Source organism: Streptomyces sp. NPDC001070 (genome assembly GCF_053598835.1).
The window spans coordinates 1-18,712 of sequence record NZ_JBSFLB010000052.1; the positions used below are offsets into that span (position 1 = coordinate 1).

The 18,712-nt window shown below is 72.3% G+C and carries 17 protein-coding genes and 2 pseudogenes; 7 read left to right on the forward strand and 12 right to left on the reverse strand.

Going from position 1 to position 18,712, the window contains the following annotated elements:
* Positions 1-570: 570 nt before the first annotated feature.
* On the forward strand, positions 571-1,569 hold the full coding sequence (gene trpS, locus ACWDAS_RS38435) for a tryptophan--tRNA ligase (RefSeq protein ID WP_450400258.1): 999 nt from the start codon (positions 571-573) through the stop codon (positions 1,567-1,569).
* Between the two features lie 50 nt (positions 1,570-1,619).
* On the opposite strand, the pseudogene ACWDAS_RS38440 reads toward trpS, so the two are convergent.
* Positions 1,620-2,198, reverse strand: a pseudogene (locus tag ACWDAS_RS38440) (AraC family transcriptional regulator); the annotation flags it as partial.
* Between the two features lie 95 nt (positions 2,199-2,293).
* Between ACWDAS_RS38440 and ACWDAS_RS38445 the strand changes: the two are divergent.
* A complete protein-coding gene (locus ACWDAS_RS38445; RefSeq protein WP_450400260.1) occupies positions 2,294-2,884 on the forward strand; it encodes a cysteine hydrolase family protein in 591 nt (196 codons plus the stop codon).
* A 78-nt stretch (positions 2,885-2,962) separates the two neighbouring features.
* Here ACWDAS_RS38445 and proC read toward each other — a convergent pair whose 3' ends face one another.
* From proC to ACWDAS_RS38460, 3 genes are all read right to left on the reverse strand, one after another.
* Positions 2,963-3,772, reverse strand: a complete 810-nt coding sequence (gene proC, locus ACWDAS_RS38450) for a pyrroline-5-carboxylate reductase (protein ID WP_450400261.1) — start codon at positions 3,770-3,772, stop codon at positions 2,963-2,965.
* Between the two features lie 68 nt (positions 3,773-3,840).
* Complete coding sequence (locus ACWDAS_RS38455) at positions 3,841-4,578, reverse strand: ABC transporter permease (protein ID WP_450400263.1); 738 nt, start codon at positions 4,576-4,578, stop codon at positions 3,841-3,843.
* Positions 4,575-5,366, reverse strand: a complete 792-nt coding sequence (locus tag ACWDAS_RS38460; RefSeq protein ID WP_450400265.1) for an ABC transporter ATP-binding protein — start codon at positions 5,364-5,366, stop codon at positions 4,575-4,577. Before ACWDAS_RS38460 ends, ACWDAS_RS38455 begins: the two co-directional genes overlap by 4 nt.
* 82 nt (positions 5,367-5,448) lie before the next feature.
* On the opposite strand from ACWDAS_RS38460, the pseudogene ACWDAS_RS38465 reads away from it, so the two are divergent.
* Positions 5,449-5,958, forward strand: a pseudogene (locus ACWDAS_RS38465) (SulP family inorganic anion transporter); the annotation flags it as partial.
* Positions 5,959-6,068: 110 nt separating this feature from the next.
* The gene (locus tag ACWDAS_RS38470) at positions 6,069-6,536 is read left to right on the forward strand and encodes a hypothetical protein (RefSeq protein WP_450400267.1); all 468 of its coding nucleotides are present in this window, start codon (positions 6,069-6,071) and stop codon (positions 6,534-6,536) included.
* 7 nt (positions 6,537-6,543) lie between these two features.
* Here ACWDAS_RS38470 and ACWDAS_RS38475 read toward each other — a convergent pair whose 3' ends face one another.
* The 3 genes from ACWDAS_RS38475 to ACWDAS_RS38485 all read right to left on the reverse strand — a co-directional run bounded on the left by ACWDAS_RS38475 (position 6,544) and on the right by ACWDAS_RS38485 (position 8,235).
* Positions 6,544-7,320, reverse strand: coding sequence for a class I SAM-dependent methyltransferase (locus ACWDAS_RS38475; RefSeq protein WP_450400268.1), 777 nt, complete (start codon positions 7,318-7,320; stop codon positions 6,544-6,546).
* A gap of 53 nt (positions 7,321-7,373) precedes the next feature.
* A complete protein-coding gene (locus ACWDAS_RS38480) occupies positions 7,374-7,733 on the reverse strand; it encodes an SH3 domain-containing protein (protein ID WP_450400270.1) in 360 nt (119 codons plus the stop codon).
* Between the two features lie 172 nt (positions 7,734-7,905).
* Positions 7,906-8,235 carry an SH3 domain-containing protein gene (locus ACWDAS_RS38485; protein WP_450400271.1) on the reverse strand — a complete coding sequence of 110 codons (330 nt, stop codon included), beginning with the start codon at positions 8,233-8,235 and terminating at the stop codon, positions 7,906-7,908.
* 123 nt (positions 8,236-8,358) lie between these two features.
* Here ACWDAS_RS38485 and ACWDAS_RS38490 point away from each other — a divergent pair, with 123 nt between their 5' ends.
* On the forward strand, positions 8,359-10,572 hold the full coding sequence (locus ACWDAS_RS38490; RefSeq protein WP_450400273.1) for a protein kinase domain-containing protein: 2,214 nt from the start codon (positions 8,359-8,361) through the stop codon (positions 10,570-10,572).
* Positions 10,573-10,617: 45 nt separating this feature from the next.
* Here ACWDAS_RS38490 and ilvD read toward each other — a convergent pair whose 3' ends face one another.
* Complete coding sequence (gene ilvD / locus ACWDAS_RS38495; RefSeq protein WP_450400275.1) at positions 10,618-12,471, reverse strand: dihydroxy-acid dehydratase; 1,854 nt, start codon at positions 12,469-12,471, stop codon at positions 10,618-10,620.
* Between the two features lie 253 nt (positions 12,472-12,724).
* On the opposite strand from ilvD, the gene ACWDAS_RS38500 reads away from it, so the two are divergent.
* A complete protein-coding gene (locus ACWDAS_RS38500) occupies positions 12,725-13,372 on the forward strand; it encodes a hypothetical protein (protein ID WP_450400277.1) in 648 nt (215 codons plus the stop codon).
* Here the strand turns inward: ACWDAS_RS38500 and ACWDAS_RS38505 are convergent.
* From ACWDAS_RS38505 to ACWDAS_RS38515, 3 genes are all read right to left on the reverse strand, one after another.
* A complete protein-coding gene (locus ACWDAS_RS38505; RefSeq protein ID WP_450400278.1) occupies positions 13,362-13,994 on the reverse strand; it encodes a TetR/AcrR family transcriptional regulator in 633 nt (210 codons plus the stop codon). The two genes, ACWDAS_RS38500 and ACWDAS_RS38505, sit on opposite strands and share 11 nt — an antisense overlap.
* Complete coding sequence (locus tag ACWDAS_RS38510; RefSeq protein WP_450400312.1) at positions 13,994-14,797, reverse strand: sugar phosphate isomerase/epimerase family protein; 804 nt, start codon at positions 14,795-14,797, stop codon at positions 13,994-13,996. Before ACWDAS_RS38510 ends, ACWDAS_RS38505 begins: the two co-directional genes overlap by 1 nt.
* A gap of 220 nt (positions 14,798-15,017) precedes the next feature.
* Positions 15,018-15,956: a Ppx/GppA phosphatase family protein gene (locus tag ACWDAS_RS38515; protein WP_450400280.1), complete on the reverse strand. Its 939-nt coding sequence runs from the start codon at positions 15,954-15,956 to the stop codon at positions 15,018-15,020.
* A 101-nt stretch (positions 15,957-16,057) separates the two neighbouring features.
* Here ACWDAS_RS38515 and ACWDAS_RS38520 point away from each other — a divergent pair, with 101 nt between their 5' ends.
* The gene (locus ACWDAS_RS38520; RefSeq protein ID WP_450400282.1) at positions 16,058-16,873 is read left to right on the forward strand and encodes a hypothetical protein; all 816 of its coding nucleotides are present in this window, start codon (positions 16,058-16,060) and stop codon (positions 16,871-16,873) included.
* A 27-nt stretch (positions 16,874-16,900) separates the two neighbouring features.
* Here the strand turns inward: ACWDAS_RS38520 and ACWDAS_RS38525 are convergent, their stop codons facing one another.
* On the reverse strand, positions 16,901-18,559 hold the full coding sequence (locus ACWDAS_RS38525; RefSeq protein ID WP_450400283.1) for a BACON domain-containing protein: 1,659 nt from the start codon (positions 18,557-18,559) through the stop codon (positions 16,901-16,903).
* Positions 18,560-18,712: the final 153 nt, after the last annotated feature.

Sequence of the window (18,712 nt, forward strand, 5' to 3'; positions counted from 1 at the left end):
CTGGCGTTGACTTTTGGCACGCTGTTGAGTTCTCAAGGAACGGAAGCTTCCTTCGAGACCGTCTCACCGGCCCCTCCGGGCTTTCCCTTCGTTGTTTCCAACCTTACCAGATCCGTTTCGCGTTTCCGCTCTTCGTTTCCGGCCCCCTGTTGGAGCGGGGTTTTTGTTTCGCGCCTTCCGGCGTGTCCACTACTTTAGCGGATTTCCCCGGCGGCTCATAATCGAGCCATTCGGTTCGGATTTCGGCACGCCGAAATCGTCCCCGTAGGGAAGTCGTGCAGTAGTGGTTTGCCGCCGGGCGGCTTGAGTGGCCGCCCCTGGAAGGTGACCCCGTCCGAGGCAGCTAGAGAACACTACACCACGCCCTGCGGTGCTTCAAACCTGTGGCCCGCAACTGGTTTCCGCGTTACCGTCGGGGCATGAGCAAGCATGCGCGCACGTACCTGTGGTGGGCCGCCTGACGGCGGCCGACGCTCAGCGCATGCATCCAACGGCCGCCGCCTCGGCGGCCGTACGTGTTTCTCCTCCGGCCCGCCGTCGCGGCGGCCCCACAAGCCGGGAGGAACACCGATGACGAGAGTCTTCAGCGGGATCAAGCCGACGGGGCATCTGACCCTGGGCAACTACCTCGGCGCCGTGCGGCAGTGGGCCGCTGTTGACCAGCATCGGGCCGAATCGCTGTTCTGCGTGGTGGACCTGCACGCGCTCACGGTGGAGCACGATCCGGCGCGGGTACGGCGGCTGAGCCGGCAGGCGGCGACGCTGCTGCTGTCCGCGGGAGTGGATCCACAGGTCTGCACGCTCTTCGTGCAGAGCCATGTGGACGAGCACGCCCGGCTGGCGTACCTCCTCGAGTGCACCGCCACGGACGGGGAGATGCGGCGGATGGTCCAGTACAAGGAGAAGGCCGCCGAAGAACAGCGGCGGGGCGGCAGTGTGCGGCTGTCGTTGCTGACGTATCCCGTGCTGATGGCGGCGGACATCCTGGCGTACGGGGCGGACGAGGTGCCGGTCGGCGACGACCAGGCGCAGCACGTGGAGCTGACGCGGGATCTGGCGGCGCGCTTCAACCAGCGCTACGGACATGTGTTCACGGTCCCCCGGGCGGTGCACCCCAAGGTGGCGGCGCGGGTGAGGAACCTGCAGGACCCGGCGTCGAAGATGGGGAAGTCCGAGGACACCGGTCCCGGGATCGTCTATCTGCTCGACGAGCCGGAGGTGGTCCGCAGGAAGGTGCTGCGGGCGGTGACCGACAGCGGGCGGGACGTGGTGTACGAGCCCGAGGAGCGGCCCGGGGTGGCGAACCTGCTGGAGATCCTTTCCGCGTGCGCGGGCCGGCCGCCGCAGGAGCTGGCGGCGGAGTACGACTCGTACGGCGCCTTGAAGAAGGATGCCGCCGAGGCGGTGGTGGAGGAGCTGCGGCCGTTGCGGGAGCGGCACGCGGAACTGGTGGCCGACCCCGGGTACGTGGACGGGGTGCTCAGGGACGGCGCCGAGCGGGCGCGGGCCCTCGCCCGGCCGGCCGTCGACGCGGCCTACCGGGCGATCGGCCTGCTGCCGCCGGGCTGAGCGCCCGCGCCTCCCGCGGTGTGGAAGGCGCGCCGGTAGTCGCGGGGGCTGGTGGCGAGGTGGGCGGTGACCATCGCGCGGGCGATGGCGGCCGCCGCCTCCGCGCCGTGCGTCGTCCGGACGAGGTGGAGGCAGAGGTCGATGCCGGCGGCCGTGCCGGCGGAGGTCCAGATGCCGGAGTCCTCGATGAAGAGGGCGTCGGGTTCGACGGCGACGGCCGGGTGGCGTTGCCGGAGGCGGCCGGCGAGGTGCCAGTGGGTGACGGCGCGGCGGCCGTCGAGGAGGCCGGCCTCGGCGAGGACGAAGGCGCCGGCGCACAGGGCGGCGACCGGGGTCCCCTCGGCGTGGGCGCGGCGCAGGGCGTCGAGCACGGGCCCGGGGGTGGGGAGGTCGGGGTCCTCGACGCCGGGGACGAGGACGAGGTCGGCCTCGGCGAGCCAGTCGAGGCCGCGGTCGGGGGTGAGGCCGAGGCCGCCGGGCATCGCGATGGGGCCGGGACCCGCGGCGGCGCGGCGCAGCTCGAAGGGTGGCACTCCGCGCCGGGCGCGTCCGGTACCCAAGACCTCCGTGATGACGGAGACGTCGAAGGCCCGGATGCCGGGGAAGGCGAGCAGCGCGACGCGGTACATGCGGCCGAGTGTGCCAGGAGCTCTGGCAGTAAGTCATCGATGAGCGGCATTGCTGCCACTGGTGGGGACGGGGCCCCGGCGGGAGCATCGAGGACATGGAGATCGCAGAGAACGCAGCGCTGGTCGTCGTCGATGTGCAGAAGGGCTTCGAGGAGGAGTTCTGGGGACGGCGCAACAACCCGGACGCGGAGGAGAACATCGCGGCGCTGATCGACGCGTGGCAGTCCTCGGGGCGGCCGGTGGTGTTCGTACGGCACGATTCGCCGGCGGGGTCGAGCTCGCCGTTGCGGGTGGGCCACACGGGCAATGACTTCAAGGACTTCGTACGGGAGCGGCGCGGCAGGGGCTCCGGACCGGAGCTGCTGGTGACGAAGTCCGTGAACTCGGCCTTCTACGGGGAGCCGGATCTGGACGCCTGGCTGAAGGGCGCGGGCATCGGGCAGATCGTGATCGCCGGGATCCAGACCAACATGTGCAACGAGACGACGGCCAGGATGGGCGGGAACCTCGGGTACGAGGTGTTCTTCCCGCTGGACGCGATGCACACCTTCGACCTGGAGGGGCCCTTCGGGTGGACGGTGACGGCCGACGAGCTGTCCCGTGCCACGGCGGTGTCCCTGCACGGCGGGCGGTTCGCGCGGGTGGTGGGGACGAGGGAGCTGCTGACGGCGGCCGGGGCCCGCTGACCCGCGGGCCGCGGGCCGCGGGCGCGGCGGTGACGCCGTACCGGGTCGGTCTGCCGTGGATCGTCGGCGAGCCGTCGGTCAGCCGTTTCCGGAGGCCAGCTCGCGGCTGCGGTCGCGGGCGGCCTCGAGGGCGGCGATCAGGGCGTGGCGGACGCCGTGCTTCTCCAGTTCGCGGATGGCGTTGATGGTGGTGCCGGCGGGGGAGGTGACGGCCTCGCGGAGCTTGACGGGGTGCTCGCCGCTGTCGCGGAGCATCACGGCGGCGCCGATCGCGGACTGCACGATCAGGTCGTGGGCCTGGGCGCGCGGCAGGCCGAGGAGGATGCCGGCGTCGGTCATGGCCTCGACGAGGTAGTAGAAGTACGCGGGCCCGGAGCCCGACAGCGCGGTGGCCGCGTCCTGCTGGTACTCGGGGATGCGCAGGGTCTTGCCGACCGGCTGGAAGATCTCCTCGGTGCGCAGCAGGTGCTCCTCGCCCGCGTGGCTGCCGGCGGAGATGACCGACATGCCCTCGTCGACCAGGACGGGGGTGTTGGGCATGACGCGGACGACCGCGATGCCGTCCGCGAGGCGCTCCTCGAAGAAGGAGGTCGGGACGCCGGCCGCGGCGCTGATGATCAGCCGGTCGGCGGCGACGTGCGGGGCGAGCTCCTCCAGGAGGGCGGTCATGTCCTGCGGCTTGACGGCGAGGATGAGGGTGTCCGCGGCTTTCGCCGCCTCCTCGTTGGACACCGATTCGACGCCGTAGCGGGCTCGCAGCTCCTCCGCGCGGGCCGCACGGCGGGCGGTCACCAGGAGGTTGTCCGGCTGCCGGCCGGCGCGGAGCATGCCCGACAGGAGGGCCTCGCCGATCTTGCCGGTGCCGAGCACCGCGACTTTCTGCGTCATGGGGTCATCTTCGCACCGGGGACGGCGCGGGCGGCCGTGCCGTCCACGGTGCGGTCACCCGTGAGGGGTCACGCCGTACGGCGGCGGAGCGTCGCCGCGCCCAGACCGAGGGCGAGGGCGGCGCTGCCTGCGACGACGGCGAGGTCGCGGACGAAGTCGCCGGTGACACCGGTGTGGGTGAGGACCTCCTGCATGCCGTCGACGGCGTACGACATGGGCAGCGCGTTGGAGATTCCCTCGAGCACCGGCTGCATCCGGTCGCGCGGCATGAGCAGTCCGCAGAGCAGGATCTGCGGCAGCAGCACGGCGGGCATGAACTGCACGGCCTGGAACTCGCTGGCCGCGAAGGCGCTGACGAAGAGCCCGAGGGCGGTGCCGAGGCAGGCGTCGGCGAGGGCGACCAGGAGCAGCAGCCAGGCGGAGCCGGTGACGTCGAGGCCGAGGACGAGGACGGCGAGCCCGGTGGCGAGGGCGGCCTGGACGACCGCGATGGCGCCGAAGGCGAGGGCGTACCCGGCGAGGAGGTCGCCCTTGCCGAGCGGCATGGACAGCATTCGTTCCAGGGTGCCGGAGGTGCGTTCGCGCAGGGTCGCGATCGAGGTGACCAGGAACATCGTGATGAGCGGGAAGATGCCCAGCAGCGACGCGCCGACGGTGTCGAAGGTGCGCGGGCTGGCGTCGTAGACCCAGGACAGCAGGGTGAGCAGGACGCAGGGCACGACGACCATCAGGGCGATGGTGCGCGGGTCGTGGCGCAGTTGCAGCAGCACGCGGCGGGCGGTGGCCAGGGTGCGGTGCGTGCTCATCGGACGGCCTCCTCGGCCTGGTGGGGGAGGTTCCCGGCGGCTTCGTCGACAAGGCGGAGGAAGGCGTCCTCGACGGTGGCGGCGCCGGTGCGCTCGCGCAGGCCGTCGGGGGTGTCCTGGGCGAGGATGCGGCCCTCGCGCATGAGGAGCAGCCGGTGGCAGCGCTCGGCCTCGTCCATGACGTGGCTGGAGACGAGGAGGGTGGCGCCCCGCTCGGCGGCGAGGCGGTGGAAGAGCTCCCACAGGTCGCGGCGCAGGACGGGGTCGAGGCCGACGGTTGGCTCGTCGAGCACGAGCAGTTCGGGGGTGCCGAGCAGGGCGACGGCCAGGGAGACGCGGCTGCGCTGGCCGCCGGAGAGGTTGCCGGCCAGGGCGGTGGCGTGGGAGGCCAGGTCGACGTCGGCGATGGCCCGTTCGACGTGGTCGCGGGCGTCGCCGCCGAGGACGGCGGCGAAGTACTCGAGGTTCTGGCGGACGGTCAGGTCGAGGTAGACGGAAGGGGCCTGGGTCACGTAGCCGATGCGGGGGCGCAGCGCGCGGTGGCCGGCGGGCAGGCCGAGGACGTCGAGGGCGCCGGTGACGTTGGCCTGGGTGCCGACGACGGCGCGCATGAGGGTCGACTTGCCGCAGCCGCTGGGGCCCAGCAGACCGGTGATCTCGCCACGGGGGACGGTGAATTCCAGGGCGTCCAGAACGGTGCGGCCACCGCGGACGACGGTGAGCCCGGAGGCGTGCACGGCGGACCCGGGGCCGTCTGGTTCCCGGGGCCCCTCGGCTTTATTCATCATGCGGCGAATAATGCTCCCGGGGATGCCGGGACGTCAACAAGCGGGAGATGCATCCATTTGAGTGACGGATCATTTACACTCCGGCGTGTGGCTGCTGCTGTTCGCCGCGCTGCTCCCGGGCGCGCTCGGGGTGATCCCCGTGGCGGCGCTGGCCGGTGTGCTGGTCCACGCGGGCTGCAAGCTCGTACCGGTGAAGGAGTTCGTGCCGCTGTGGCGGGAGCACCGGGGCGAGGTCCTCGTCCTGGTGGTGACCGCGACGGCGATCGTCACCGCCGACATGTTCGAGGGGGTGCTCGCCGGGCTGCTCACGGCGGTCGTCAAGACGGCCTGGGAGACCTCGCAGACGTATGTGGAGATCCACGACGAGGGCGACGGACCGATCGTCGTCCGCGTCCTGGGCAACGCCACGTTCCTGCGGCTGCCCAAGCTGCTGGACCGGTTGGAGGCGCTGCCCCGCGACCGTCCGATAGAGCTCGACCTGCGGCGGCTGCGGCACCTGGACCACGCCTGCGGCATGGCGCTGCTGGGGTGGGCCGAGCGGCACAACGAGGAGGGGGTGACACCGGTGCGGGTGCAGGGGGCGCCGGTCTGACCGGCCCGCCCGGGACCGGAGCACGGGGACGTCGTCCCTGATTCCGGTTCCGGGCCGTCTCAGGGTCATCCCCTATGGCTTCCCGGGCCGCCCGGGGCGACCGTGGCGGTATGAGGCGTTCTACCGATGTATCCCGGGACGTGACCGGCGCCGAGAAGCGGCAGCTCGCGGTGGCTTCGGCCACCCTCGGCCCCTGGCGGCCGGCCGCCGCCGTCGGCGCCATCGGCGGCGGGGTGTCCCTCGCCGCCGCCGCGATAGGCGGCGACTTCGGGCTCGGCGTCGTGGCCGGGGCCGTGTCCGTCGCGCTGATGCTGTTCTTCCTCGTCGGCGGCGCCGGCGCGGTCACGGGCCGCGGCCCGCGCGCGGATCGCCGCATCCGCCGGTGGGCCGCCGCCCACCCGTGGCGCGTGGCGCTGGTGCCGGCGGGGATGCTGCTGGTCAGCGATTTCGTGATGCGCCGGATCCTGACCTCCGAGGGCTTCTTCGGCAGCCTCTGGGACGGACTGTGGCGAGGAGCCCTCGTCGCGGGCGTCGTCGGGGTGGTCGGCTCGGTGGCGGCGAAGCGCCGCGCGGACTAGCTCTGGACTAGCCCTTGACCGCGACCGTGAGGTCGACCCGGTACGGCTCGGCCACCTGGCCGTCCGGGAAGAGCGCCAGCAGTTCGCGCCGCTCCTGGTCGAGGATGCGGCGGGCGGCGTCCGGGGTGAGCACGGCGAAGTAGGAGCGGCTGCCCAGCATCGCCAGGTGCGTGTCCACCGGGACGGTACGCGTCCAGTGGAGCACACGGGTCGCGGCGCGCATCCCCAGGCGGGCGCCGAGCGAGCGGAGGATGTCCTCGGCGGTGCCGGTCAGGCCGTTCTCGTGGTAGCGGGGGACCGCGCGGGCCAGCCGCTCCTCCTGTTCCCGCACCCAGGCGACGCCGGTGTCCGGCACGTTCCACCACAGCGCCAGCGCCCCGCCCGGCCGCAGCACGCGCACCGCCTCCGGCGTGGACCGGGCCGGGTCCGTCCAGTGCCAGGCCTGCGCGTACGTCACGTAGTCCGCCACCTCGGACGCGAACGGCAGCGCGTCCCCGTCCCCCCGTACGAGCGGCACCCCCGGCTGCCCCGCCCGCAACTGCGCCGCCATGCCCGGCCCGGGCTCCACGGCCGTCACGTTCGCCCCGCGGGCCCGTATCAGCGCGGTGGCGATGCCTGTCCCGGCGCCCACGTCCAGCACGGTGGCCCCGGCGAAGGGGCGGCCGGCGATCTCCTCGACGGCGTCGAAGAGTTCGGCCGGATAGCCGGGACGGGCGGCGGCGTACTGGGCGGCGACGGTGCTGAACGACTGGGCGAGCACGCGGTGGCCCGGCTGTGTGGTCATGGGGGTTGTTCTTCCCCCGCACAGCACGGTGTGACCCACCGCGTGGCCCGTGATCAGGCGCAGCGAGAAGCGATGTAGCCGTCGCTGCCGGTGTGGACGTAGGTGTCCGACACGTACTGGTCGGGGCCGATCCGGTCCCAGATGTTGGATGTGCCGTAGTAGCCGCTCACCGTCGTCCCCGGCGTCTGGCAGAAGATCGGCACCTGCACGTCGTACGGCAGCACCTTGACGATCTGGAAGCTGGTGCCCGGACCATTGCGGACATTGAGGCGGACGTCGGGTGCGACCGGGTAGTAGACAAGACTGGCGGACGCCGTCGCGTCGGCCGCGCCGCCGAGGACCAGCAGCGTCGCCCCCGCGACGCAGGCCGCGCCCGCGGCCAGCACGGACCGCCTCTTGTTGTCCTTCCCCACAGCACTCTCCTCTTGGGTGATCGGGAACGGTCGGAGCCCTCAGTCCGGCATCGGGCATCGGCTGTGGGCCCCCGGACGACGCCCCCGGGCTCCGCGACCGATCGCGGAGCCCGGGGGCGTGATGGAACAGGAGTGGGTGGTGCGGGGTGGGGCCGCGCGGGCGATCCCTGTGTCAGCCGCAGCGAGACGCGATGTAGCCGTCGCTGCCGGTCTGCACATACGTATCGGACACGTACTGGTCGGGGCCGATGCAGTCCCAGATGCTGCTCGTGCCGTAGTAGCCGCTCACCGTTGTGCCTGACGCCTGGCAGAACACCGGCACCTTGGCGCCGTACGGCAGCACCTTGACGATGTGGTAGCTCGTGCCCGGGCCGGAACGGACGTTGAGTCGGCAATCCGGGGCCACTGGGTAGTAGGTCAAGCCTGTGGCAGCAACGACCTCTGCCACCTGGGCCCCCGCGCTCACGCTGTCGCTGGGCTCGTCAAGGTTCTTCTCGGCCATGGGCCCTCCCCCGTGAAGATTCACGCTCTGTCAGGTGCAGGCTAGCAATCCGACCCGCTGCCGTAATGACGATCCACTAGGCTCCCCAAGTTGCGGCGATGTACGAACACACGGGGGTGGGTCATGCCGCCACAGCGCAGACATGAAACCGGCCCGGAAGCGGAACGCCCGGAATACGCCGGTCAATACCGGCTGGAGAATCGGCTCGGCTCCGGCGGCATGGGTGTGGTGCACCTGTCGCGCTCCACCTCGGGAAAGCGGCTGGCCGTCAAGGTCGTGCACCAGGAACTGGCGACGGACCCCGAGTTCAGGGCGCGTTTCCGTCAGGAGATCGCCGCCGCGCGGCGGGTGAGCGGGGCGTTCACCGCCCCCGTCGTGGACGCCGATCCCGATGCCGAGCGTCCGTGGATGGCCACCCTTTACATACCAGGGCCGACGCTGGCCGAGTTCGTGAAACGGAACGGACCGGTGCCGCCTGCCCAGGTGCGGTATCTCATGGCGGGGCTCTCCGAGGCTCTGCGCGACATTCACCGGGCGGGCGTCGTGCACCGCGATCTCAAGCCGAGCAACGTCCTGCTGGCGGCCGACGGCCCGAAGGTGATCGACTTCGGCATCTCACGACCGCCCGACAGCGACCTGCGCACGGAAACGGGCAAGCTCATCGGGACGCCACCGTTCATGGCCCCGGAGCAGTTCCAGCAGCCCCGGACGGTGGGTCCTGCCGCCGATGTCTTCGCGATGGCCAGCGTCCTCGTTCACGCAGCCACGGGACGCAGCCCCTTCGACTCAGAAAGTCCGTATATCGTCGCCTACCAAATCGTGCACGAAGAACCGCAGTTGGAAGGTCTCCCTGCCGACCTGCGGCCGCTCATCGAATCCTGTCTCGCCAAAGACCCCGATGAGAGACCTTCTCCGGATGCTCTGATGGCCGAGCTTCGGGCGGTTTCGGCGTCCTACGACACGCAGACCTTCGCGGCTTTCGACTTCGAGGGGATCCGTACTGACGGGCTCATCCCGGCACAGCGGCAACCCGCGGATGACGAGACCACTCACGAAACAGCGCCCGAGTCGGTTCCCCGGCGAGCCGACACGGAACCAGCGTTCCCCCCGCACCGCGTCCGAGGGATGCGAAAAGCCGCCGTCGGAGTCACCGCGCTGGCCCTGATCGGTCTCGGCGCCACTACGGTGGCGCTCGATCGGGTGACTGGCTTCGGGTCGCAGGACGGCAAACACCGCGGTTCGCCGGTTTCCACGGGCGCGGCATTCCGTCCGTGGACCACGGCCCTTCCCAACAACAGCGAGGGCCGGATGGCGGCCTGCACTCACGGGTCACGGGCCCTCTTCTGCTCCGGGCCCGGCGTGGAAGCGGCGAGTCTGGACCCACACAGCGGACTCTTCAATTGGTCCATCCGGACAGCCAGGCGCCCGGGAACCACCACTACGGTCCGCGCGCCTGTGCTGTCCAACGGCGTCCTCCGCGTCATGAGCGGCGATGAATCGAGGCTCACGGGCCTGAACCCGGCCACCGGCAGCCCGCGCTGGACGCTGGACGTCTCCGCTTACGAGGGCGTGTTCTACGACGCGGGCACCGCCGTGCTGCTGGTGGGGCACAACGGGATGATCAGCGCAGTCGACGGGACAACCGGTAAGACGCGCTGGCACAGGAAGCTCCCGGGCCACGCCAACCCGATGTTCGCCGCACTCGGCCTCACCGGAGTCGTCTACGCCGTCGAGGTCAGCCCCGATGGCCTCCACACTTTGGTGACCGCCGTGAACCAGGACAACGGCGCGGTACGTCATCGGATCCGGCTCGACGGGAATCTGACCTTTGCCGACGCAAACGGAAAGAGCCTCTTCTTCACCTCCGAGGACCGCTCCAGCGCCCGCACCGACGCCGTCGTACGTCTGAACACCGCCGACTGGACGGCCCGACGCATTCGGCTCGCGAGGCCTGTCGACCAACCGCGGGCCTCGGCGCAAGGCGACATGGTGTATCTCTTGGGTCCCGGGGGCCTGTTGATGGCGACCGACACCAGTGGCCGCGACGACGGGGCGGCAACACCGAAACAGTGGCGTGTCGAGACATCCGTGGCCGGCAGCTCCGAACCGGCTGTCTCCGGAAACCGGCTCTACTTCACCGCGGCCGACGGCCGCCTGCTCGCCTTCGACACCGAGCAGGGCAGTTACCTCGGTCAGACGAAGCCGCGTCTGGGCGCTCACCAGGGAACGTACCCGGGATTCCCGCCCTCCCCCGTCGTCGCCGACGGCAAGGTGTTCGCCACCGCGCCCGACGGCAGCGTGTTCGCCGTCGACGCGAAGGACCCCTCCCGCTGGTGACCGGCACCAGCGGGAGGGGTCCCCGCGGCGAAGAGGCGGTGGCGGTCAGCCCTCGAGCTTGGTGACGTCGCGGACGGCGCCCTTGTCCGCGCTCGTCGCCATGGCCGCGTACGCCTTGAGGGCCAGGGAGACCTTCCGCTCGCGGCCCTTGGGGGCGTAGACGCCGCCGAGGGCGGCGCGGCGGGCGGCCAGGGCGTCGTCGGACACCAGCAGGTCGATGCTGCGGCCCGGGATGTCGATGCGGATGCGGTCGCCGTCCTCGACGAGGGCGATCGTGCCGCCGGAGGCCGCCTCGGGGGAGGCGTGGCCGATGGACAGGCCCGAGGTGCCGCCGGAGAAGCGGCCGTCGGTGATGAGGGCGCAGGCCTTGCCGAGGCCGCGGCCCTTGAGGAAGGAGGTGGGGTAGAGCATCTCCTGCATGCCGGGGCCGCCCTTGGGGCCCTCGTAGCGGATGACGACGACGTCGCCCTCCTTGATCTCCTTGCGGAGGATCTTGTCGACGGCCTCCTCCTGGGACTCGCAGACCACGGCCGGGCCCTCGAAGGTCCAGATGGACTCGTCGACGCCCGCGGTCTTCACCACGCAGCCGTCGACGGCCAGGTTGCCGTGGAGCACCGCCAGGCCGCCGTCCTTGGAGTAGGCGTGCTCGGCGGAGCGGATGCAGCCCTCCGCGGCGTCGAGGTCGAGGGCCTCCCAGCGCTCGGACTGGGAGAAGGCGGTGGCGGAGCGGACGCAGCCGGGGGCGGCGTGCCACAGCTCCTCGGCCTCGGCGGAGGGGGAGCCGCCGCGGACGTCCCAGGTCTTGAGCCAGTCGGCGAGCGACGGGGAGTGGACTGCGTGGACGTCCTCGTTGAGCAGGCCTGCCCGGTGGAGCTCGCCCAGCAGGGCCGGGATACCGCCGGCGCGGTGGACGTCCTCCATGTAGTACGTGCGGTTCTTCGCGACGTTGGGGGCGACCTTGGCCAGGCACGGCACACGGCGCGAGACGGCGTCGATGTCGGTCAGGCCGAAGGGGACCCCGGCCTCCTGGGCCGCGGCGAGCAGGTGGAGGATCGTGTTGGTGGAGCCGCCCATGGCGATGTCGAGGGCCATGGCGTTCTCGAAGGCCGCGAAGGTGGCGATGGAGCGGGGCAGGACGGACTCGTCGTCCTGCTCGTAGTAGCGCCGGGTGAGGTCGACGACCGTGCGGGCGGCGTCCTCGTAGAGCCCCTTGCGGGCGGTGTGGGTGGCCAGGACCGAGCCGTTGCCGGGCAGGGACAGGCCGATCGCCTCGGTGAGGCAGTTCATCGAGTTGGCGGTGAACATGCCGGAACACGAGCCGCAGGTCGGGCAGGCGTTCTCCTCGATGCGGAGGATGTCCTCGTCGGAGATCTTGTCGTTGACGGCGTCGGCGATCGCGTCGATCAGGTCGAGGGTGCGCACGGTGCCGTCGACGAGGGTGGCCCGGCCGGCCTCCATGGGGCCGCCGGAGACGAAGACGGTGGGGATGTTGAGGCGCAGGGCGGCCATCAGCATGCCCGGGGTGATCTTGTCGCAGTTGGAGATGCAGATCAGGGCGTCCGCGCAGTGCGCCTCGACCATGTACTCGACGGAGTCGGCGATCAGGTCGCGGGAGGGCAGCGAGTAGAGCATGCCGCCGTGGCCCATGGCGATGCCGTCGTCGACGGCGATCGTGTTGAACTCGCGCGGCACGGCGCCCGCGGCCTTGATCGCCTCGCTCACGATGCGGCCGACCGGCTGCAGGTGGGTGTGCCCGGGCACGAACTCGGTGAAGCTGTTGGCCACCGCGATGATCGGCTTGCCGATGTCCTCGCTCGCTACGCCCGAGGCCCGCATAAGGGCGCGCGCGCCCGCCATGTTGCGGCCGTGGGTGACTGTGCGGGACCTCAGCTCGGGCACGGGGACCACTCCCTACGTTTCCATCCGGAGCTTTCGAGCGTACGCCTCCGGTTGCGGCACGCGGGGGTGTGTCCGCATTACGGACGCCAAGTCCACGGAATGGATGGGGATCCGTAACAGCCGTAACGGGTCTGTCGCGGGCGGGCGACAAGGCGCTCTCCCCCATTATCGGCCCTTTTGCCGCGCTGCTAGCTTTTCCGCGATCACGGCGACCACGCACGGCGATCACTCGGACGGATTCAGGGGGGACGGCATGATTTCTCGTACGACGGCTACCCGCCGCAGACCGGCGGCCGTGCCGGCGGCCGCGCTCGGCGGCATGGCGATGGTCCTGGCGCTGACCGCGTGCGGCGGCACCGGCGGCGGCAAGGACGCCGGCGCGGCCGGGAGCGGCGCCGGCGGCGGTTCGGCGCCGAGGACGACGGCGCCCGCGAAGCCGGCGCCCGGCACGGCCACGGCGGCGCCCGCCTCCGCCGCACCCGCGAAGCCGGCCGCGAGCACCGCACCTGCGGCGAAGCCCATCGCGAAGGCGACCCCGGCCGCCACCGCGTCCTGCGACCACAGGATGCCGATCTCCCCGGACGAGATCGCGGTCTACCGGTGGACCCCGGAGGGCGGGGCGCTCTCCCTGATCGTCAAGCACGGCAACTGGGGCTGCGGGGAGCCCGGCACCGACGGCGCGCCCTTTGTGACCGTCGGCAAGGAGACGTACCTCCCGCTGGACCAGGCCGCGTACGTCACCGCTGCCAACCCGGTCGTGGAGAGCGCGGAGAACCAGCGGATCGGCGTCCAGGAGCTGCTGGACTGGCTGGAGGCGCACCCGGACTCCGGCCTGGTCTTCCGCTACGAGCTCGGCAAGGACGGCGCGATCCACACCCTGGAGGAGGTCTTCACCCCGTGACGGGGCCGGGATCCGTCAGATAGCGCTGCAGCGTCGGCGCGACGAGGGCGACGACGTCCTCCATGTCCGCCGACGCCAGCGGCTCGATCCTGATGATGTACCGCATCATCGCGATGCCCATCATCTGGGCACCGGCGAGTTCCGCCCGGAGCCGGGCGTCGGGGACCTCCAGCTCCGAGGCGACGCGCTCCAGCAGCCGCCGCAGGACGATGCCGCGCAGTACGCCCGCGGCGGTGTCGTTGCTGACGGCGGAACGCACGATGGCCAGCATGGGGGCCCGGGTGACCGGGTTCTCCCAGACGCCGACGAAGAAGCGGGCCAGCCGCTCGCCGACGCCCTCGGGGCCCGCCGCGAGGACGTCGGGGACGCTGAAGGCGGGCTCGAAGGAGACCTCGATGGAGGCGGCGAAGACCTGCTCCTTCGCCCCGAAGTAGTGGTGCACCAGCGCCGGGTCCACACCCGCGGACTTGGCGATCGACCGGATCGAGGTCTTGTCGTAGCCGCGGGCCGAGAACTCCTCGCGGGCCGCGGCGAGGATCCTGTCCCGGGTCTCGACGGTGCCCGCCCGGCTGCCGGCCGGGCGGCCGCGCCCACGCCTGCCCGCGGCGCCCTCGGACGGCATCAGCGCACCCGCGCGGCCGCGGCGAGGTGCAGCCGGGTGAAGGCCAGCGCCTCCGCCAGATCCGCCTCGCGCTCGGCCGCCGACATCGCGCGTCGGGTGTTGACCTCGATCACCACATGGCCGTCGAAGCCCCGAGAGGCCAGGCTCTCCAGCACTTCCGCACAGGGCTGCTTGCCGCGCCCCGGCACCAGGTGCTCGTCCTTGCCGGAGCCGCTGCCGTCGGCCAGGTGCACATGGCCGAGCCGGTCGCCCATGCGGTCGAGCATCTCCAGCGTCTCGGTCCTGGCCGTGGCCGTGTGCGACAGGTCGATGGTGAAGTGCCGGTAGTCGTCCTTGGTGGGGTCCCAGTCGGGTGCGTACGCGAGCATCTCCCGGTCGCGGTAGCGCCACGGGTACATGTTCTCGACCGCGAAGCGCACGTCGGTCTCGCCCGCCATGCGCCAGATGCCCTCGACGAACTCACGGGCGTACGAGCGCTGCCAGCGGAACGGCGGGTGGACGACCACGGTCGTCGCGCCGAGCTTCTCCGCCGCCGCCTGCGCCCGCTGCAGCTTCACCCACGGGTCGGTCGACCAGACCCGCTGGGTGATCAGCAGGCAGGGCGCGTGCACCGCCAGGATCGGCACCCCGTGGTAGTCCGAGAGCCGGCGCAGGGCCTCGATGTCCTGGCTGACCGGGTCGGTCCACACCATCACCTCGACGCCGTCGTAGCCCAGCCGGGCCGCGATCTCGAAGGCCGTCGCCGTGGACTCGGGGTAGACGGAGGCCGTGGACAGCGCGACCTTCGCGTCCGGTACGCGCACGGTGTGTCCGTTCGGGTCCACAGGGTCAGGGGCTGCCACGGGGAACAGCGTACGGCGGCCGGTCGGCCGAACGGCACATCGCGCCCGGCCGACGTGACGCGATCAACACCCGGCGCCGGATCGGCGGCAAAGGGACGGCAATGCGGCAGCGAAGCGGCCGCAAAGCATCCGCCGCCGTCAGCGCCGGTCGATCCTCAGCCCCGCCCCTCAGCCCCGCCCCTCAGCCCCGGTCGCTCGTCATCAGGTCCAGGCGGCGCAGGATGACGCCCTCGCGCAGCGCCCACGGGCAGACCTCGAGCTCGGTGACCCCGAACAGGTCCATCGCCGCGTCCGCGACCAGCGCCCCGGCCAGCAGCTGGCGGGCCCGGCCCTCGGACACGCCGGGCAGTTCCCGGCGGGCGCCCTCCGTCATCGCGGCCAGTCGCGGCACCCACTCCTCCAGCGACTTGCGGGTGAGCGTGCGCTGCACGTACAGGCCCTCCGCCGAGCGCGCCGCGCCCGCGATCCGGGCCAGCTGCTTGAAGGTCTTGGAGGTGCCCACCACATGGTCGGGCGCGCCGAGCCGGCTGAACTCGGCGACGGTGCGGGCGATCTCGGCGCGCACGTGCTTGCGCAGGCCGCGCACGTCGTCCGCGGTGGGCGGGTCGCCGGGCAGCCAGCCGCTGGTGAGCCGGCCCGCGCCGAGCGGCAGCGAGACCGCGGCGTCCGGGTCCTCGTCCATGCCGTACGCGACCTCGAGGGAGCCGCCGCCGATGTCCAGCATGAGCAGCCGGCCGGAGGACCAGCCGAACCAGCGGCGGGCGGCGAGGAAGGTGAGCCGTGCCTCGTCCCCGCCGGACAGCACGGTCAGGTTGACCCCGGTCTCCGCGGCGACCCGGGCGAGCACCTGCTCGCCGTTGGCGGCCTCGCGCACCGCGCTGGTCGCGAACGGCAGGACGTCCTCGACGCCCTTGTCCTCGGCCACGACGAGGGCCTCGGCGACCTGGGCGACCAGCCGCCGCACGCCGTCCTCACGGATCGCGCCGTCCTCGTCGAGCAGCTCCGCCAGCCGCAGCTCCGCCTTGTGGGAGTAGGCGGGCAGCGGACGCGCTCCGGGATGCGCGTCCATGACCAGAAGGTGGACGGTATTCGAACCCACGTCGAGGACACCGAGTCTCATGCCCGGAACGCTACTGCGCCGGGCCCGGCCCGGGGACATGCGGGGTATGGGCACACGCGCGGGTGACCACTCGAGAAGCTTCACATGCTTACCCTGACATCGTGGCGAAGGCGAAGAAGGCGACGAAGCGGCAGGATCACGCGGACGTGTCGGACGAGGTCGGTCTCGACTTCCCCCGCGCGTGGGTCGAGTTCCCCGACCCGGCCGACGACGAACAGGTCTTCCGGTGCGACCTGACGTGGCTCACCTCACGGTGGAACTGCATCTTCGGGCGCGGTTGCGAGGGCATCCAGGCGGGCCGGGCCGGTGACGGCTGCTGCACGCTCGGCGCGCACTTCTCGGACGACGACGACGAGAAGCGCGTCGCGAAGCACGTGGAGCGGCTCACCGCGGACCTGTGGCAGTTGCGCGACGTGGCGGAGGAGGGCGGCTGGGCCGAGGTCAACGAGGACGGCGACCGGCAGACCCGGCGGTACGAGGGCGCCTGCATCTTCCTCAACCGCCCCGGTTTCCCCGCGGGCGCCGGCTGCGCGCTGCACACGCTCGCGCTCAAGGAGGGCCGCGAGCCTCTGGAGACCAAGCCGGACGTGTGCTGGCAGCTGCCGATCCGGCGGACGTACGACTGGGTGGACCGGCCCGACGACACGCGCGTGCTGATGATCTCGATCGGCGAGTACGACCGGCGCGGCTGGGGCCCCGGCGGCCACGACCTGCACTGGTGGTGCACGGGGGCGCGGTCCGCGCACGGCGCGGGCGACCCGGTGTACGTCTCGTACCGGGCGGAACTGACCGAGTTGATGGGGCCGGCCGCCTACGCCCGGCTCGTCGAACTGTGCGAGCAGCGGCTCGCCTCGCTGCTGCCGATGGCACCGCATCCGGCGGACCCGGTGCCGGACACCGGGGACGGGGCTCAGTAGCGGGTTCGGTCCGGCGACCGGGTCCGGTCAGTCCTGGGAGGACGCGGAGGCCGAGGGGCTCGGGCCGGGCGGGTCGCTCGGCGACGGGTCGGGGGCGGACGGGGTCGGTGTGGGGTCCGGTGAGGGCTCCTGCCGGCCCGTCCCCTCGATCGTGACGACCGCCCCCGACGGGTCGAACCAGATCCGTGCCGTCCACGGGCCCACGGGCTCCCGCGACCGGTCCACCGACACCGTCAGCGTCGTGGTCTCCCCGGGACGCAGCCTGCCGTGGCTCCGGCTCAGCCGCAGCCACGACTCGGACGTGGCGGCGCTCCACCGGACCGGTGCGCCGCCCTCCGCGGTGAGCGTCACGACCGTGGCATGACCGCGCGAACGGGCCTCCACGAGCAGCCGGCCCCGGCGAGGCACGGACCCGGCGCCGCCGTCCGAGGCGTCGCTCGACGGCGAGGCGGAGTCGCGTGCGCCGGCCGACGCGGACGCGGACGCGGAGGCCGAGGGGGCGGCGGACACGACCGACACCGACAGCCGGCCCTGACCGCCGCGCGTGGAACGCCCGCGCGCGTCGGCGGTGCCCGCGACGCCGGCCTTCTCGTACTGGACGCCGTCCAGGCCGTCGCCGGCGCTGAAGGAACCTTCCCCCTTGTGGTCCGGGGCCAGCGGGGCCCCGTGGTACGCCGCCCACAGCGCCAGCACCGGCGCCGCGACGACGGCCGCGACCACCGTGGAGGTCATCGCGCGGTGCCGCATCCGCGCCCGCCGCGCCATCCGCTCCTTCAGGTCCATCGGGAACCCGCGCCGGTCGAACCGCGGGGTGCCCTCGCGGGTGCGCCCGGTGCCGCCCCGCATGGCGTGCAGCAGGGCGGCGTACGCGGCCGAGCGGGGCGCCTCGACCGTCGACAGCACGGCGGTCGCGGCCGTGGTGGCCAGGCCCGGCCAGGGGCCCGTGGCGACGGCGCGCTCCGCCGTCACCCGGCAGTGCGGGCACACGTCGACATGGGTCACCAGCTCGCGGCGGAGCGCCGAGCCGAGCAGCACCCGCGCGTCCCCGGCGAGACGGGCGACCGCCGCGCAGTTGCCGAGTTCCACGACGGCGAGCGCCGCCCGGGTGCGCTCCACCTCGCAGGCCGCCCGCGCCAGCAGCGCCCGCGTCGCGTCCGGCTCCCGCCCCACGACCAGTGCAACCTCGTGCGGCGCCAGCTGGTGCCGCACCGCGAGCTCCAGCGCCTCGCGCTGCTCCGGCGTCGTGCCGGCCGCCTCGGGCCAGGCCAGCGCGGCCAGTTCGCCGCGCCTGCGGGCGGCCACGTCCGCCGACGCCTGCACCGATACCGGTCGCCCCTCGGCCAGTGTGCGCAGGCACGCCCAGCGGGCCAGCGCGTACAGCCAGGGCCGGCGCAGCTCGGGGTCGCGCAGCCGGGCCCGCTGGCGCTCGGCCACGGCCAGTACGTCGCCGAGGGCCGCGGCGGCGGAGTCGTGCTCGCACAGCACGGAGAGGCAGTAGGTGAACAACCCGTCCAGATACGGCTCGTAGTGGGCGGGCGGCTGCGCGGGCAGCGTCCCGTGCGGGCGTGGCCGCCGCCGCGCCGGGGCCCCGGTGCCGCCCGGCGCGGCGCGGCCACGCTGGACCGGCGCGCGGTGTCGGCGGTGCGCGCCGGTTGTCTGGGAGGGGGTGTCAGACTTGCTGCTCATCACTCAGTGACGGTAGGACCACGACCCGTACGCCCCCGGGCATCACGGCGGGCTTTAATCCATATGGGTGGTGATCCCGCCCGAAAGAGCACACGCAGCTCACCCCGTCGAGTGACCCCTCCGGCCACGTGCGCGAGCCTGTCCGGGGTCGTT